Source organism: Mesorhizobium sp. M0898, from assembly GCF_040319695.1.
Lineage (GTDB): Bacteria > Pseudomonadota > Alphaproteobacteria > Rhizobiales > Rhizobiaceae > Mesorhizobium.
In genome coordinates this window covers 1-15,640 of sequence record NZ_JAMYOE010000077.1, presented here as the reverse complement: position 1 = coordinate 15,640, position 15,640 = coordinate 1, and the positions used below count along the sequence as shown (strand labels likewise).

General features: G+C 60.4%; 14 protein-coding genes and 1 tRNA gene. 8 read left to right on the top strand and 7 right to left on the bottom strand.

The window, feature by feature from the left end:
• Nucleotides 1-126: 126 nt before the first annotated feature.
• Together NKH90_RS33095 and NKH90_RS33090 are read right to left on the bottom strand one after the other, a co-directional pair.
• Nucleotides 127-837: an RlmE family RNA methyltransferase gene (locus tag NKH90_RS33095; RefSeq protein ID WP_352823435.1), complete on the bottom strand. Its 711-nt coding sequence runs from the start codon at nucleotides 835-837 to the stop codon at nucleotides 127-129.
• On the bottom strand, nucleotides 834-2,255 hold the full coding sequence (locus NKH90_RS33090; RefSeq protein WP_352823433.1) for a Ppx/GppA phosphatase family protein: 1,422 nt from the start codon (nucleotides 2,253-2,255) through the stop codon (nucleotides 834-836). Before NKH90_RS33090 ends, NKH90_RS33095 begins: the two co-directional genes overlap by 4 nt.
• A gap of 323 nt (nucleotides 2,256-2,578) precedes the next feature.
• On the opposite strand from NKH90_RS33090, the gene NKH90_RS33085 reads away from it, so the two are divergent.
• On the top strand, nucleotides 2,579-3,511 hold the full coding sequence (locus NKH90_RS33085) for a lysylphosphatidylglycerol synthase domain-containing protein (RefSeq protein WP_352823430.1): 933 nt from the start codon (nucleotides 2,579-2,581) through the stop codon (nucleotides 3,509-3,511).
• A 333-nt stretch (nucleotides 3,512-3,844) separates the two neighbouring features.
• Nucleotides 3,845-3,918, top strand: a tRNA-Gln gene (locus tag NKH90_RS33080).
• Between the two features lie 367 nt (nucleotides 3,919-4,285).
• Here NKH90_RS33080 and NKH90_RS33075 read toward each other — a convergent pair.
• From NKH90_RS33075 to NKH90_RS33065, 3 genes are all read right to left on the bottom strand, one after another.
• A complete protein-coding gene (locus NKH90_RS33075) occupies nucleotides 4,286-5,491 on the bottom strand; it encodes a PAN domain-containing protein (RefSeq protein WP_352823428.1) in 1,206 nt (401 codons plus the stop codon).
• On the bottom strand, nucleotides 5,475-7,112 hold the full coding sequence (locus NKH90_RS33070) for a hypothetical protein (protein WP_352823426.1): 1,638 nt from the start codon (nucleotides 7,110-7,112) through the stop codon (nucleotides 5,475-5,477). The genes NKH90_RS33075 and NKH90_RS33070 overlap by 17 nt, the downstream gene beginning before the upstream one ends.
• A gap of 444 nt (nucleotides 7,113-7,556) precedes the next feature.
• Complete coding sequence (locus NKH90_RS33065) at nucleotides 7,557-7,988, bottom strand: YybH family protein (RefSeq protein ID WP_023674442.1); 432 nt, start codon at nucleotides 7,986-7,988, stop codon at nucleotides 7,557-7,559.
• A gap of 704 nt (nucleotides 7,989-8,692) precedes the next feature.
• Between NKH90_RS33065 and NKH90_RS33060 the strand changes: the two genes are divergently transcribed.
• The 4 genes from NKH90_RS33060 to NKH90_RS33045 all read left to right on the top strand — a co-directional run bounded on the left by NKH90_RS33060 (nucleotide 8,693) and on the right by NKH90_RS33045 (nucleotide 12,109).
• Nucleotides 8,693-9,004, top strand: coding sequence for a hypothetical protein (locus tag NKH90_RS33060; RefSeq protein WP_352823424.1), 312 nt, complete (start codon nucleotides 8,693-8,695; stop codon nucleotides 9,002-9,004).
• Nucleotides 9,005-9,375: 371 nt separating this feature from the next.
• Entirely contained in the window at nucleotides 9,376-10,023 is a 648-nt protein-coding gene (locus NKH90_RS33055; protein WP_352823422.1) for a cysteine hydrolase family protein, read from the top strand.
• A complete protein-coding gene (locus NKH90_RS33050) occupies nucleotides 10,020-11,333 on the top strand; it encodes a type I glutamate--ammonia ligase (protein ID WP_352681691.1) in 1,314 nt (437 codons plus the stop codon). The genes NKH90_RS33055 and NKH90_RS33050 overlap by 4 nt, the downstream gene beginning before the upstream one ends.
• A complete protein-coding gene (locus tag NKH90_RS33045; protein ID WP_352823419.1) occupies nucleotides 11,333-12,109 on the top strand; it encodes an N-formylglutamate amidohydrolase in 777 nt (258 codons plus the stop codon). Before NKH90_RS33050 ends, NKH90_RS33045 begins: the two co-directional genes overlap by 1 nt.
• Before the next feature lie 61 nt (nucleotides 12,110-12,170).
• Here NKH90_RS33045 and NKH90_RS33040 read toward each other — a convergent pair whose 3' ends face one another.
• Both NKH90_RS33040 and NKH90_RS33035 read right to left on the bottom strand, forming a co-directional pair.
• Nucleotides 12,171-12,935: a hypothetical protein gene (locus tag NKH90_RS33040; protein WP_352823416.1), complete on the bottom strand. Its 765-nt coding sequence runs from the start codon at nucleotides 12,933-12,935 to the stop codon at nucleotides 12,171-12,173.
• A 60-nt stretch (nucleotides 12,936-12,995) separates the two neighbouring features.
• Nucleotides 12,996-13,871: a DUF7847 domain-containing protein gene (locus NKH90_RS33035; protein ID WP_352823414.1), complete on the bottom strand. Its 876-nt coding sequence runs from the start codon at nucleotides 13,869-13,871 to the stop codon at nucleotides 12,996-12,998.
• 146 nt (nucleotides 13,872-14,017) lie between these two features.
• Between NKH90_RS33035 and NKH90_RS33030 the strand changes: the two genes are divergently transcribed.
• Both NKH90_RS33030 and NKH90_RS33025 read left to right on the top strand, forming a co-directional pair.
• Complete coding sequence (locus tag NKH90_RS33030) at nucleotides 14,018-14,650, top strand: DUF4129 domain-containing protein (protein ID WP_352823411.1); 633 nt, start codon at nucleotides 14,018-14,020, stop codon at nucleotides 14,648-14,650.
• Nucleotides 14,647-15,640, top strand: a 994-nt coding sequence (locus NKH90_RS33025; protein WP_352823409.1) for a DUF4350 domain-containing protein, incomplete at its 3' end; no start/stop codon positions are given. The genes NKH90_RS33030 and NKH90_RS33025, both read left to right, overlap by 4 nt.

Here is a 15,640-nt window from a genome sequence, read left to right as displayed (position 1 = left end):
CAAGAAATGCGCCTGGAACGACGACTATCTCATCAATGCCATCACTCATATGCGATAGCCCTGCCCTTGAGGGGGAGATGTCCGGCAGGACAGAGGGGCGTGCGAAGGATCGCTACAGAGCGATTTTTACGCTGTGCCGTTTCCGCCCTTGAAATCCTTCGCCAGCAAATACAGCTCCACCGATTCGTCGCGTGAGGCCGGCGGCTTGACGTGATGGACCGAGCGGAAATTCCGCTTGAGTCTCGCCAGCAATTCGTTCTCGGCGCCGCCCTGAAACGTCTTGGCGAGGAAATGTCCGCCAGGCTTCAATACCGACAGCGCGAAATCGGCCGCCACCTCGCAAAGATGCATGGTGCGGATGTGGTCGGTCCGTTTGTGGCCGGTGGTCGGTGCGGCCATGTCGGAGAGCACGATGTCGGGCTGGCCGCCCAGCGTCTCGGCCAGCTTTTCGGGTGCCTGCGGATCGAGAAAATCCATCAGCAGCACCGGCGCGCCCGGCACGGCGTCCATCTCGAGGTAATCGATGCCGACGACGTTCGGGCGTTCCGCGGTAGACTTCGTGCGCGCGGCGGCGACCTGGCACCAGCCGCCGGGTGCCGCGCCAAGGTCTATCACCTTCATGCCTGGCTTGAGCAGATGGTGCTTGTCGTCGATCTCGATCAGCTTGTAGGCGGCGCGCGAACGATAGCCGTCGGCCTTCGAGCGCTGGACATAGGGATCGTTGATGTGGCGCTGCAGCCAGCGGCGCGACGATTCCTTCAGGCCGCTTTTCTTCTTGATCTTCGTCTTCAGCACGCGAATGCCGGCGGAGCTCGGTCTTTCCGGTTTCTTGGTCATTGCCGGCCTCGCCGCCAGACGCCGTCATCGGCCATCAACTCGCTCAATATGCCCTCGCGCAGGCCACGGTCGGCGACACGCAGCCGCTCCGACGGCCAGACGGCACGGATCGCCTCCAGTATGGCGCAGCCGGCCAGAACCAGGTCGGCGCGGTCGGCGCCGATGCAAGGGTTGGCGACGCGTTGCTGGAAATCCCAGCCGACCAGTTTTTCGACCATGCGGTCGACGCTGTCGCGATCCATCCACAGCCCGTCGACGCGGCGGCGGTCATAGCGTTCGAGATCGAGATGGACGCCGGCCAGCGTCGTCACCGTGCCCGATGTGCCGAGCAAATGGAATTTCGGGCTGGCCAGGAGGTGGCTCAGCCGGTCGCGCCCGTCGAAGGCGCGCAGCCGCATTGCGACATCCTCGACCATGGCGCCAAAGATCTCGCGTGTCACCGTGCGGCCGCCAAAACGCTCGGCCAGCGAGACGACGCCGACCGGCAGCGACGTCCACGAGACGATATGGTTGGCAAGCCTTGGCGAGCGCTGACCGGTGAGGTCGATCAGCGCGATTTCGGACGAGCCGCCGCCGATGTCGAACAGCACGACGCCTTGCGTGTCGCGCTCGACCAGCGAGCCGCAGCCCGACACCGCCAGCCGCGCCTCGGTCTGGCGGTCGATGATCTCCAGCTTCAGGCCGGCCTCGCGCTCGACGCGCTCGAGGAACTCGACGCCATTGGCGGCGGTTCGGCAGGCCTCGGTGGCGATCAGCCTGGCTTTCCTGACCTTGCGGTTGCGCAATTTGTCACCGCAGATCTTCAGCGCCTCGACCGCGCGGTCCATTGCGGCGTCGCCGAGCCGGCCATTGGCGGTAAGGCCCTCGCCCAGCCTGACGATGCGCGAGAAGGCATCGATGACGCGGAACTGGCCATGGCGCGTCGGCACCGCGACCAGCAGGCGGCAATTGTTGGTGCCGAGGTCGAGCGCGGCAAACACCGGTAATTCCTGTAGCGGCGGCGGTGTGCGGGCACCTTGCCCCGGCCTTGGCGAGGATGGAGGCAATTGCGCGATCGAAGGCGATTGCGCGATCGAGGACTGCGGCGCGATCGAAGCCGCTGGCTGGGACGGGCGAGCGGCCGAGGCCCCGCCGGCGGCGGGCACCGAAGCGCCGGCCGCCAGCGGACGAGTCTCGTCGCGTGCGAAAACCTTGCGCCCGCGCCGCCGCTTGCGCCGTTTCTTGGGTTTGCCGTTCTGATGCGAGCCGTTCTGGCCCTTGTGGTCGTGGGACGTGTCGCCAGCCTGTCCATTGCCGGACCAGGGTTGCACCTGACGGCCGTAGCGTCCGGTGGATGGATTTGCCTGGCCGGACGGCGTCGGCGAACCCCTGGACACGCCCACTTCCGGCGCGCCAGCGCCGGCTTCGTGGTCTTCCACTGTCGTTCCTTCCGGCGCCGCGCGAACCGGAGACCGGACGCAGCAGGCGCTTTTACATGTTCAAGTTGCCGCCAGACTATCAGCGCCGGGCCGGATCACCAAGAGCGCTCGCGGCGAATTTTGCCGGCGGCGTGAAGGCGGCGACGTCGGTGAGCCCTTGTCCCCTTGGGAGAAGGGAAGGCGCGAGCGCCACAACGCGCCTTCCCGGTTGAATAGCCGGCTTCAATGAGGCATTTCTGAAATGGAGGGTAAATCATCCGGCAACGCGGGCGGTTTGCCTGCTGCGAAAACGGGTACGGGCTGCAACGCATGATCGTCAAGCCATGAACTGGAGGCGTTATTTCTGGCCCGTGATCGGCATCGCGGCGGTGGTGTTCTCGCTGTGGCTGCTGCTGCACGAATTGCGCGGCATCTCGCTCGATGATGTCTGGGCCGGCATAATCGCCATCCCGGCGCGCGGCTGGGTGCTGGCGGCGCTGAGCTCGGTCATCGCCTATGCCTCGCTCGCCGGCTACGACCACATTGCGTTGCTGCACATCGGCAAGAAAGTATCGTGGCTGTTCGTCACCTTCTGCTCGTTCACCACCTACGCGCTGTCGCACAATATCGGCGGCTCGGTATTTTCCGGTGCGGTGATCCGCTACCGCGCCTACGGCACCAGGGGCCTGACCGGCCAGGATGTCGGCATTCTGGTGGCGATCTGCTGGATCACCTTCGTGCTGTCGACGCTGTTCGTCTCAGGCATCGTGCTGCTGCTCGAGCCTGAGGTGATCGACCGGTTTTCCGGCACGCCGCATCACCGGCTGTCGCAAGCAGCAGGGTTCGCCATGCTGCTCGTGGTGGCGGCCTATGTCTTCGGCAGCTGGCTGCATCTGAGACCGCTCAGGATCGGCAGCTTCCAGCTGCATTACCCGGCGCTGCCGATCGTGGCGCGGCAATTGCTGGTCGGCCCGATCGAGCTGCTGGCGGCGGCGGCGATCATCTTCTTCGCCCTGCCCGCCACCGGCAATCCCGGCTATTTTGTCGTGCTCGGCGTTTTCCTGGTGTCGTTCTCGATCGCGCAGATCTCGCATGCGCCGGGCGGGCTCGGGGTCTTCGAGGTGGTGTTCCTCGCTGGCTTGTCGCATATGGACCAGGTCGGCGTGCTGGCGGCGCTGCTGGTGTTCCGGCTGTTCTACCTGATCATCCCGCTGCTGATCGCGCTCGGCGTGGTGCTGTTCTTCGAGCACTCGCAATACTCCCGCAGCGAGAGTTGAAGCTTGGCAATCGCGTCAGGCCTGATGACGACCGTGAGAAGATCAATCCTCAATGTAGGCGCCGCCCCTCAACCCCCTGCCGGGACCCTTCTCCCCGTGAAGAACGGGGAGAAGGGGCTCCGACGCAACGCTGGCGACCCCCCTCTCCCCGTCCTCCACGGGGAGAGGGTGAGGGCAGCGCAAACGCCGGCAGGAGTGACGACAGGGCAAATCTGAAGCAACCGCGCCGATTGAAATGCCTACGGCAGGGTTGACTATTTTCCGGCGGCGGCTACAAGGCACGCGCGGCGACATCGTCGCCCTGCCCGTGTGGTTTTCAACGGCCGCGCCTGCTGGGGAATAGGTTAACGGTAGACCCACGGACTCTGACTCCGTTAGTCCTGGTTCGAATCCAGGTTCCCCAGCCAGTTGATTTCTTTGGCTTTTTTCGGCATTTCCCAAAAAATAGAAATATCGCGGAAGAAGGTCAGAATAGGAAGCTCGGGCGATCGACGGCTTTTTACGGCATCATCCGCGCCCTGTCATCGCGACATCAAAGCTCCACCTCGCCACTATTCCGAACCCTTTTTCAGTCCCATTGTAAGGACGTGAGCAATCCATTCCGACCGCCGTCAACGTCCGCGAATCGGCGATCAGCATGCTGGCCGCGCGCGGCACGCTCGATGCCGCGCAGAGGCGGTCGAGGATTGAGCCATCATGTTCTCTTCAAGACGTCATTCGCCAAATCGGCACGAGGGGTAGAGGAAGTCCGAATGGGAACCTTCTAAAGCAACTTTAGTTGGCCACGCTCTTGATGCCAGATACAACTGCTGCGTTGTCCGCGGATTGAGTTATTCTGTTGAACAGAACGCACGCACTTTCTTTTTTGCGGAAATTAAAACCTAAGCAGGAGTTGTCGTTGGCGCACTGCAGTATGCAGTCTGGATATCGGAGTGGAGAGTTCCAATATGCATTGCCGGAGATTTCTGTTTTTGTGGCGAACACCAAATTCGAATAGCGCAGGTTTCCCTCCACCACCTTCTTGGCAGCCATGATGGACTCAGCGCTTTTGACCAAGAGCGAGGCATCACCTTTCATAAAGCAAGCCTGGAATTTTGTGTTGTAGGTAACCGCCAAACATTTGAAGTCTCTGTCGCAGGCACTTTGGCACTGTTCGGAGCTCACGCTTCTAATCGGCATATCGGGCAGGTCGTTTCCGATCGCGTCCCACCCGGATACGACCACAAATCCGCTGTCCGGATCGACTTCGGGCACAGCAGTTTGTGTTGGTACAGCGTTTGCCTGCTCTCGAGACTGGTCTGGAATGACGTCCGATGAGGCAAATGTGCGACCGTCCAGCCACGCACATTTTGTTACCAGATCAACAGCGGATGAATCATTGAGACCGACCAGTTGGAGGGTCTGAACGGCAGCGCCTGGTCCGACTGGAGGCGCGTTCGGGGCAGATCGGGACGCTAATGCTACGTTAACGTCAACGCCGTTGACACTTCGGCGAGAATAGCACCATGCCCGGTCCCACGTTTCGTCCTTTTCATCCTTGAAGTGATGACCCGATATGAGCTCCCACTTGATGCCTTGGAATTCCACACTTTTGGTGGCGAATTTATTGAAATCGACCGTCACCACGTCAGGCTTGGCAGGCACGTCAATCCGTGGCGTTTCGTCCGGCGCAGGCTTTGGGGTCGGGATGGGAATAGGCGGGTGATCAACATTCGGGACAGTGCGCACGCTCGATTGCTCTATCGTCGATAAAACCATTGGCTCTGGCAAGCTCTTATCCCAGAGACCGAGTTTTATACCCAGCCCAATCCCGACAGCCGCTACTGCAATGGCTCCGCCCGTCGCCATCCGGCGAAAGGCAGTCGCTCGAGCTGTTTTCTCTTGAGCTGCCGCCTGAGCTTGCAAGGTCGGAATTGCCGATCTCTGAATGACGAGATCGACGGCTTGCTCAAGCAGTGAGGTATTATGCCGGACGAGCACTTTTGCGACCTTTCATGGATACGGTCACGAGATCCGCCACCTCAGCCGGCAAGTCCTGATCCAGGGCTTTTCGAAGAACTTCGGGATCGTCGGTGAAGAGCGGAACGTAAAGGATTTCTTTGATGACCTTCTCGATCGGCACCTCGACCCGTTTCTCGACCTCTTTCTCGACCGCAATCTCGACCGGCACCTCCATTGTTCGAACTCGGCGCCAACGCCAACTCAAAAGCATTCTACGAAGCAGCCTGGAAAACTTGCTCCCAGACGTATCCTCTTCTCGGGCGGCAATCCGCTGCAGAGCAAGTGCCACCATTGCTGTGATTGGTCCCGCGAGCGCGGCAATGATCGCAAGTGAGCTAAACCAGATTACCGAGATTGTTCCGGCTTGCCGTTCGGTTACCAGTTCCGGTTTACTCCCATACCATCGTGAAGCGATACGCCGGACCTGATCGGTCCGCGCCATGGGAATCCGCTCTTTCTCCAAATCGCTAAGCTCTTTGGCAATCTGGTCTTGTCTTACCTGATTTTCCGCCGACGTATTTGCCTTGTTGGCCTCGGCGGATTGGGCTTCCGCGAGCCGTTTGCCGGCTTCATCCAATCTGCGCTGCCAAGCCCCAGCATCGCTGTCGCGTGTCTGCTCCAAAGATGAACGTCTGTCGGTGAGTTTCTGTCTCTGATCGGCAGTCATAGGAGGGCTGCTTGCCCGCAAACGATCGAAAGCTCCCCGTAGGGCCGCGATCTCCTCATCTAGCGGTTCTATCTGTACGTCGAACTTGGCAACGATTTTTGCGCGTGGATTAGCCAGTTTGGCCACTTCCGACTCTAGCTTTCGAGCCGAGTCACTGTCGGCTGAATCGCGCGCCATCTTGATGCGTTCGACAAAGCTGTCGCGCTGGCGCTCAAACTGATCGACTGCGTCCCTTATTTCGCTATCTCGCTGCTGAAACAGGGCCTGTCGAACCGCGCTTTTTTCGTCCACCTGATCCCGAACGCGGGAGGCCTCGGGGGTGATGGCTGTCGTTCCCTCTAACTCAGCGTTGACCTCGGCTATCTGCGACTGAAAGGTCGCGCGAGATTTTTCCGCAAGATGTGTAAGCTGCTCAATTTCGGAACGCGCCTGCTCGACCTGATCGGATTTTCGGCCAAGCTCGTCAGCCGAAGCCAGCTTTTTGGCTTCCTGGTCCAATGCGTCGATTTTGTTTACCAATTCTTCATAGCGCAGTTGGCGCAGCGCACCCGCTCGCTCCATTCCCATGAATACAGTTTCGAAAGTTATGCCTGCCAATACGAGTAGAAACGCCAGGATTACGGGCTTCCATAACCACGATGCGCTAAAAAGCAGGGTGGCTATCGGTATTTTCGTTAGCTCAGCAATTGCGACCATGAGAAAGGGCGCACTGGCGAGCGTCAAATCCATTGCAGTTACCGATTCACTCGCAGAAAACGCTTGGACGCCTAAAGCTACGCCTGTCGTAAGGCCAATCGTTGCGGCTGCGATCTCAAGTGCCCACGCGCCCCGGTAGGTCCATTGGCCGTAGCTCGCCAATTTTTGGCTCATCACTGTCTGCATTGCACTCGCCCCCGTGATCAGGCAACGCTCGGCCTTGATCGCCTTCAGCATACACTGAAAAATGACTATGTTTACAACTTTGGGCAGTCGCAGTTAAGGCACCCGCAATAGTTGCAGCGTCTTCGAGGCCACAGTCGCCAGCGAAAAGAAAAATGGTGCAGCCAGGCGGAGATTGGCTCGAGAACCCGACAGCCATGGAAACTGAAAGACCCTTTGGACACGGCGCGGAATCAACGTTCTTCTGGGGCGGCTGAGCCGCCAGGACAAGGGAAAGCCGCAAGGCCTGACCAATGCTTGATCCTTATGGGTGTCTGGCGCGATCGTTCATTGCAGCCAAGCGTAAAGAAACGGGTGCGGTTCAAAACCTGCCGCTAAGGGAAGGAAAGAAGGATTCAAATTGGCGGCTGGCGCCGCCAAAAAGTTCCGCGCGCCGCTTGACGGGAGGCCGGCCTAATGGGTGTCACCGTAATTCCTAAAACCTCTCCGGCAACCCTTCTACTCCCCGACAATGGACGTCGGCGGGCGTGCCGAGGTTATCGGATCGGCATGACGAAGGACGATCCTCCACGCGCCTTCCTCGCGCCGGAATATGGTGGTGACTCGAAGCGCAATCGGCACCAGTTTGTTGCCACCACCGACCTTGGATTGGAACCGCTCGACCTCGATGATGTATCCCAAGTCGGCTGTCGCATACTCCGAGATGCGCTCAAAGCCGATGGCCTTGCCGTGCCGGTAATTGGTGGCGGCCCGTTCCATGGTCTCAGCGGCCTTTCTCCATCCCTTCGCCGGCGGGCCAAAGGGATTGGCAATAATGACGTCGTCCTGTCGCGAGTAGAGGTTTTTCAGGGGCTCAGGATCGCCCTTTACGAAGGCATCCAGAGCCAGATGATCCTGCTCGATAAATTTCGTCAGGTCGGAGGCTAACATCTTAATATCGCCCCATGACTAAAAAGAGAACTCTATCAAGCACTTCATCCGCCCTTCGCTTCGCCGTAGGCGTTCGGTCCGGTGTCCGGAGTATAGATCAGAATTACGGTGAGTGCACTTTTTACCGTCGCCCCCGGTGGCATGGGCACCTTGCCGGCGTTCCCGGTCTGCCGCTCCCCAGCACCGTGCGGGCGAGCTAAGGTGTTTTCACGTCCTAAAGTCTTCCACAAGAACTGCTCATCGAGTATTGCCGCGTCCCGGATGTCGCGGTTTTCGAGGCACCCGTGGGCCGAGAGCATCGCCGGGCAAATCGGCAAAGCCGTGAAACCCGGAAAACGAGGCAGGCGGCGAAAAGAAATTAGTGCACTGTCACGGTAATCCGAATTGCTAGGCACGCGTGGTCAGGAAGGGGTCGCTAAAAGTTGCCGACCCGGTGGGGTGATGCCTAGACAGCCACGATTAGCGATCTATTTACCCTGAAGTGCTACGATTATGGGTGAATATCGGGAGCGAAACAAAATGAAAATAACCGGCTACTTGTTTCCAGGCCTCGTTATTGGGCCGATAATCGCGGCCTTCTTGCATGGTTTCGTCCACGGCAGAATCTTCGAATACAAAGGTGATCTTGATCTAGCATCGCTATTTGTCTTCGGCCTTCTCTGTTCGTCAATCATGTTCATTGTCGATAGAGGACTGATAAGAAGGTGATTGAGAATTTTATTGTTGTTATAACTTCGCCAATAGCCCTATTTGTATTGTTATTCGTATTTCTTGGTATCTCTGCAGTTGTTCTCGGAACGTCAGGTGACTTTGGCTTGGGCGGCCTTGGAACTCATGCGGCCTCTGGCGTAGCCGTATTCCTGCTTGCAGTGCTTGGCGTATCCCTGTTCGATATCGCAGTATCATGCAGGCTGTTGGTTGATAATAATCTTCTGCAGAGCGAGTTCATAACTATTATATTTTATGCCTTACTTCAGCAAGCGTCTAAATATATACGCGAGTTTGACGTCGGATAGCGGTGCACCTAAACCCACCCTCGCTCCTGATGTTCTTCCTGCTATTGCAGCCGCGATTGTAAGGCTGGCAATTGGTGCGGTCCCAAAACAAAGTCATGTCACCTTTCGGCGCAATGCGATGGTCGACCATGTTCGCTGGCCTGCCGCATCCACATGCGCATAACGGCTCGCCTAGTGCGCAATAAGGGCTGCTTCATATCACTTCCCTTCGCGCGCCAGAGATATTCGTCTTTCCGTTGTTATCGTTCATTGCAAACCAACATCTTGGCAGTATCCAACAGTGCTCGCTTAGCTGCGCGGTCACGCAGGACGCGTGGACCAAAATCAGCTAAATCAGCCGGATTGTAGTCAGCAACACAGGACCCCCAAGCATGACGCCATCACTGCCGAAACGAAACGAGCCGTTCCGGGCTGGCGAAACCGCGCTGCTGCTGGTCGACATGCAACGGGTCTGGCTGGAGCCGGGTGCTGATCCGGCGCATCCGGAGCGCGGTCCCGATCACTATTTCTACCGGCAGACGGCGTCGCAAACGATCCCCAACCAGGAGCGCCTTCTGGCGGCGGCGCGGGCCAACGGCGTCGAGGTGATCCATACCATCATCCAGAGCCTGACCGAAGACGGCCGGGACCGCTCGCTCGACCACAAGCTGACGCCGATCCATGTCGCGCCGAGCCGACCGGAAGGTCTGCCGGTGCCGTCGCTGGCGCCGGTCGGCGACGAGATCATGCTGCCGAAGACGTCGTCGGGCGTCTTCAACTCGACCAACATCGACTATGTCCTGAAGAACCTCGGCGTGCGTTATCTGATCGTCGCCGGCATCATGACCGACCAGTGCGTCGACATGGCGGTGCGCGATGCCGCCGATCGCGGCTACCTCGTCACCTGCGTATCGGATGCCTGCGCCGCCGCCTCGCAGGAGCGCCATGATGGCGCGCTAAAAGCCTTCGGTGGCTATTGCTGGGTCACTGATACCGCCACCGTTACGGGCCGTTTCGAAGCCTTGGGAAAAGCTGCATGACCGTCGAACCGCTGGTTGCCGTCGTCACCACCGATCTGTCGGCGATCACGCGCGGCCGCTCGGTCGTCGAAAGCAAGCTGCAGAAGATCGCCGCGACCGGCGTCGGCTGGCTGCAGGCCAATCTGTCGCTGACGCCGTTCAACTCGATCGTCGATCCCAATCCCTGGGGTTCGTCCGGCGATGTGCGGCTCATTCCCGATCTCAACGCGCGGTTTCGCACGGCGCTGACCGGATCGGCGACGCCTTTCGACATGGTCGCCGCCAACATCGTCGAACTCGACGGCAGCCCGTGGGTCGGCTGTACGCGGACCATGCTCAAGGATGCGCTGGCGGAGTTGAAGGCAGCGGCCGGGCTTTCCGTCATCGCCGCCTTCGAGCATGAATTCCATATCGAGGGCGACTTTGGGCCGGCTCATTCGATGTCGTTGGCAGCACTGCGCCGCGCCGACCCGTTTGCCGCCAATCTGATGGCGGCGCTGGCGGAAGCCGGCGTCGCGCCCGAAGTGGTGATCGCCGAATTCGGCACCGACCAGTTCGAGGTGACGTGCGAGCCGGCCGATGCGCTTGCCGCGGCCGATCGCGCCGTCGCCATCCGCGAGATCACGCGCGAAGTCGCGCGATGTGCCGGCTGGCGGGCCAGCTTCGCACCCAAGATCGCGCCGGATGCCGTCGGCAACGGCGTCCACATCCATTTCAGTTTCGTCGACGAGGCCGGCAAGCCGGCGACCTGCGACCCGGCCCAGCCTGGCGGCCTTTCCAGCCGTGCCGCTTCGTTCTGTGCCGGCGTGCTGCGCCACCTGCCCGCGATCACCGCCATGACGGCGGCGAGTGTGTCGTCCTACTACCGGCTGAAGCCGCATAGCTGGAGTTCGTCCTACACCTGGCTTGCCGATCGCGACCGCGAGGCGAGCCTGCGCATCTGCCCGACGGTGACGATCGGCGGGCGCGATCCGGCGCGGCAGTACAATATCGAATACCGGGCAGCCGACGCCACCGGCAATCCCTATTTGTCGCTGGTGGCGATCGTGCGCGCCGGGCTGGAAGGGCTGAAGGCCAAGCTGCCGGCGCCGCCGCTTGTCTCGGGCGACCCGACGCTGATGAGCGTTGCCGAGCGCAAGAAGCTTGGCCTCGTGCGGCTGCCGGAAACGTTGCCGGCGGCACTCGACGCGCTCGTCGCCGACAAGACCGTCACCGGATGGTTCGCGCCGGTGTTCGTCGAGACCTTTGTCGGCCTCAAGCGGCATGAGACCGAGCGCCTCGCCGGTCTCGACCCAGTGGCGGTCTGCGATCTCTACCGGACGCTGTATTGATGGCTGAGCCGCTTGCTAACGCCATCCTACCGGAAGGTTGGCTTCCAGCGGTCGAAGCAATCAACGAAACGGGGCGTTCCGATATCGTTCTGATATGCGAGCATGCGTCCAATCACATCCCGGCCGAGTATGCGCGGCTCGGTCTCGACAGCAGCCATTTGCAGCGCCATATCGCCTGGGACATCGGCGCCGCCGATGTGACCCGCACTCTGTCGAAGCTGCTCGATGCTCCGGCTTTCCTCAGCTCCTATTCGCGGCTTTTGATCGATCTCAATCGGCCGCTTGGTTCCAGCGGCAGCATTCCGGTGCTATCGGAGGACACCGGCATCCCCGGCAATGTCGGCCTCGATCCGGAGGAGCGAAGCCGGCGTGCCGAAATCATGTTCGCGCCGTTTCATGACCGCGTGGCCGCCCATCTCGACGACCGGTCGAAGCAGGGCAGACCGACGCGGATCGCAACGATCCACTCCTTCACGCCGGTCTTCCTCGGCATTGCGCGGCCCTGGCACGCCGGCGTGCTTTACGACCGAGCAGTCGATTTCGGCCAGGCAGTGCTTGCCGGCCTGCGCGCAGACAGTGCGCTCAACGCCGCGGCAAACGAGCCCTACGTGATCAGCCGTGACGGCGACTACGCCATACCGGTCCATGGCGACGATCGCGGCATTCCCGCGGTCCTCATCGAGATCAGGCAGGACCTGCTGGCCGGCCGCTCCGGCATCGAGGGATGGGCGAAGCGGCTGGCCACAGCGTTACCGGCGCAGACAAAGGCTTTATGAACAAGCTCGGCTGCTCGAGCGCAACACGAGATGGCACCCGGTGAAAAGCCTCCACCCGTCCTCAGGAGAAGATTTCCGCCAAGTCTTCGACGCTCGTGCCTTCCTTGACCTGGCGCAGCTCGACATAGCTGACGGCGATGGCAACGGAAAACACGACTTGCTCGACCGCGCGCGCCAGAGCGTCCAGGAAGAACACGAGCGGAATGCCTAAGTGGGATAGGACGCGGCCCAACGTGAAATTTGTTGCGACCAAAGCTACGAACAGGGGGAACCAGAGACTGAGCAGAGACCAACGGCTGCCCTTGGAAAGATCGCGGCTGCGGCCCAAACTCGCGAATACCCCCAGTTTTTCCTGAATCAGAACCGGTATCGCTACAACCCAGAGAACCAACAACAAAAATCCCGGAACGACGAGCAGCACGAGGCCGACTGTGAAGCCAATGTTGACAATCAGCGAAATGCCGATTGCCGGCAGCATGAGTGCCACGGCCGTCCCGATGCAATCACGCATCGACGGCCGCTTGCCGCTCAAATCCTCGATGGCAGCGCGCGTCAAAGCCACCTCCAGCAAGGACATGAGGACAATATAGCCGATCGCGCCAACCACCGTGAGCGCGATCCGTTGAACCGAGAATTCCGGGCCGCCATGCTCGACATTCGTAACGGTATTCCTGAACCAGAGCGCAAATACGAATCTCGGCAGGGTGGAGAAAATCAAGGCAAGCCCTAGGCAAAGAACGGGATTGCGTCCGATGACGGCAAAGCTGTCGTTGAAAACCCTGCCGATGCGAAATTTGTCGGGCTGTTCCAGCGTTATTGACGCCACGATATTACCTATCCAGTCCAGACCGATCCTGACGCGATGAAGGCAGCAAATCCCTTGTCGCTACGAGAAGATTTCCGCCAAGTCTTCGACGCTGGTGCCTTCCTTGATTTGTCTCAGCTCGACATAGCTAACGGCGATGGCAACCGATATTACCGTCGACACGACCGTTGACACAACGGCGCTTCCAATCGCGCCCACAATCAGGCCAACGGTCGAGAGGCTGCCGGTAAGGGCGAAAGCCAATCCAAACACCAAAGCGAATGCCATTTGGAAGGCAATCGCCACCAAGAACAGAATCAGCAAAAGGCCGAATAGTGACCAGCGGCTGCCCTTCGTCAGGGCGCGGCTCCGCGACATCGAGCCAAACACGCCAAGGCGCTCCTGGATCAGCACGGGTACGGAAACCGATATACCAAGCAACCACATGATGCCGGGAACAAGCAGCATCACGAACGCGATGATCGTCCCGAAGATCGGGATAATCAGCCCTGCGACGGCAATCGCAACAACCCCGAGGACCATGACGAAAAAGACCACCAGCCCGATCCCAAGCGTCGGGAATATGCAGCGTAAAGCTATTTGGATGCAGTCACCGATTGCCGGGCGCTTGCCGTTCAAGTCTTCTATCGTCGCCCTCACCAGTGATGATTGAAACAACAAAGCCAGCACAAGATATATCAAGCCAAAAGCCACCGATATTAACGAGTTGCGTAGAATCGCCGAGGGATCGGCAACAGCCAGAGTTTCGGGACTAGCAATATTGATGTTGGCAAAATTGCTGTAATTCCAAAGGTTAAGCACCAGTGCCGGAAGGGCGGAAAAAAGAGCCGCTAGTCCGACCAACAGACCCGGATTGCGGCCGATAACCGCAAAACTGTTGCTGAAAACCCTGCCGATGCGAAACTTGTCCGACCGTTCCAATGTCATTGAAACCATGATGCGTCCCCCGCTTAATCACCGCATATCGGCTGGTGATCCCCGCATTAAATGTGCCAACATTGGAGGTCGACGTCTAGTCCACTTGCAATTGTCTTGCCGCATTGCCAGTGTCGGCTGGGGAACCACAGGTTGCAGGGGAGAGGGTGGCGTTGGCACAGCCAGGCACAGCGGAAGCCGAACGGCTGACCAATCTGCACAAGCAGCTGATCGCCGATGAGTCGATCCAGTTCGACCTGCCGGCCTATGTGCCGCCGAAGCCGCCCGAATGGCTGAAACCGCTGCAGGATTTTTTGTCGTGGCTCGGTCCCTACATGATCTATCTGTTCTGGGGGGCGGTGATATCGGGCGTCGCAATCATCCTGCTTTTGGTCTTCCTCGAGGTGAAAGGCATCGCCTGGCGGCTGCCGTGGCAGCGCGCCCGACCCGAAGTCGAAGACGAAGAAGCCTGGCGCCCCGACGCCGGCGCCGCGCAGATCCTGTTGTCGCAAGCGGATGCGCTGGCCGCACGCGGCGACTACGACGAGGCGGTTCACCTTTTGCTTCGGCGCAGCGTCGCCGATATTGCCGGCCGGCTGCCGGACTTCCTGCGCCCGTCGCTCACCGCGCGCGACATCGCCAATGCCCCTTCCCTGCCGGGAAGGGCGCGCCATGCGTTTACCGAGATCGCCCGCATTGTCGAGGCGGCGCTGTTCGCGCGCCGGCCGGTCGGCGCGGAAGGCTGGCGGCAGGCGCGCGGCGCCTATGAACGTTTCGCCTTCCGGGATGCCTGGACGTGAGCGCACCGGCGGTCGAGGCACAGGAGCCGTTCAATCGAAAGACACTGTTTTGGGGGATTTTCGCCAGCCTCCTTGCGGCGGCCGGTTTCTTCCTGCTGTCCACCTATGCTCCCGATTTCCGGCAACCCGGCAATGGCGGCGCCACGCCGCTGTCGAAAAGCGGCGTCGGCTACGCCGGCCTGGCGGAATGGCTGCGGCTCACCGGCGAAGCGCCCTTGATGGCGCGGACCGAAGACGACCTTGCCAGAGATATACTGCTGATCGTCACCATCTCGCCCGACAGCGATCCGGAGGCGCTCGACCACATTCTTGAGCTTCGCGATGACCGCGAGACTCTCTTCGTGCTGCCCAAATGGCAGACCTTGCCCCTCCAGCAGCATGAGGGATGGAAGATGAAAATCGAGCGTTTGCCCGACACCGTAGTCAACGATTGGCTCGGCCGGATCGCCAAGGCTAAGCTCGGTGTCGGCAGGAGCACCGTCGAGCAACTCGAGATCCGGGGCCATCTCGTCGCCGCGCCGCAAGACATGCAATGGGTTGCCGACGATCACCCGATCATTGCGGCAGGCAGCGGCAAGGCCGTCCTCATCGAATTCCAAGACAAACCCTTTTTCATCCTGACCGACCCCGACCTAATCAACAATTCCGCGCTTGGAGATGCCGACAAGGCGGCCGCGGCGCGCGACCTAATCCAATGGCTGCGGCCTGGCAAGGGTCTGGTCATGTTCGATCTGACACTGCACGGCGCGGGGCGGAAATATGACCTCGCCAAGCTTCTGGTCGAGCCGCCGTTCCTGGCGCTGACACTGACGATCCTGATCGCTGCGGCGCTGGCGTTCCTGCATGGCCTTGGCCGGTTCGGCCCGCCGCGGATGGCCCCCCGCCCCCTACGCCTCGGGCCCGGGGGCGCGGGCGGGAACCCCGCGCGGGGACTTGCGCGGGCCCGCGGGGCGGACCCCGCGGGGCGCCGCGTGTGGGGCCGGAGGGCGG

Bases quoted from the DNA above. Each gene is read 5' to 3' on its own strand.
- NKH90_RS33035 (WP_352823414.1), bottom strand. From the start codon at position 13,871: ATGGTTTCAATGACATTGGAACGGTCGGACAAGTTTCGCATCGGCAGG.
- NKH90_RS33085 (WP_352823430.1), top strand. From the start codon at position 2,579: ATGAACTGGAGGCGTTATTTCTGGCCCGTGATCGGCATCGCGGCGGTG.
- NKH90_RS33050 (WP_352681691.1), top strand. From the start codon at position 10,020: ATGACCGTCGAACCGCTGGTTGCCGTCGTCACCACCGATCTGTCGGCG.
- NKH90_RS33055 (WP_352823422.1), top strand. From the start codon at position 9,376: ATGACGCCATCACTGCCGAAACGAAACGAGCCGTTCCGGGCTGGCGAA.
- NKH90_RS33065 (WP_023674442.1), bottom strand. From the start codon at position 7,988: ATGTTAGCCTCCGACCTGACGAAATTTATCGAGCAGGATCATCTGGCT.
- NKH90_RS33095 (WP_352823435.1), bottom strand. From the start codon at position 837: ATGACCAAGAAACCGGAAAGACCGAGCTCCGCCGGCATTCGCGTGCTG.
- NKH90_RS33045 (WP_352823419.1), top strand. From the start codon at position 11,333: ATGGCTGAGCCGCTTGCTAACGCCATCCTACCGGAAGGTTGGCTTCCA.
- NKH90_RS33070 (WP_352823426.1), bottom strand. From the start codon at position 7,112: ATGCTGAAGGCGATCAAGGCCGAGCGTTGCCTGATCACGGGGGCGAGT.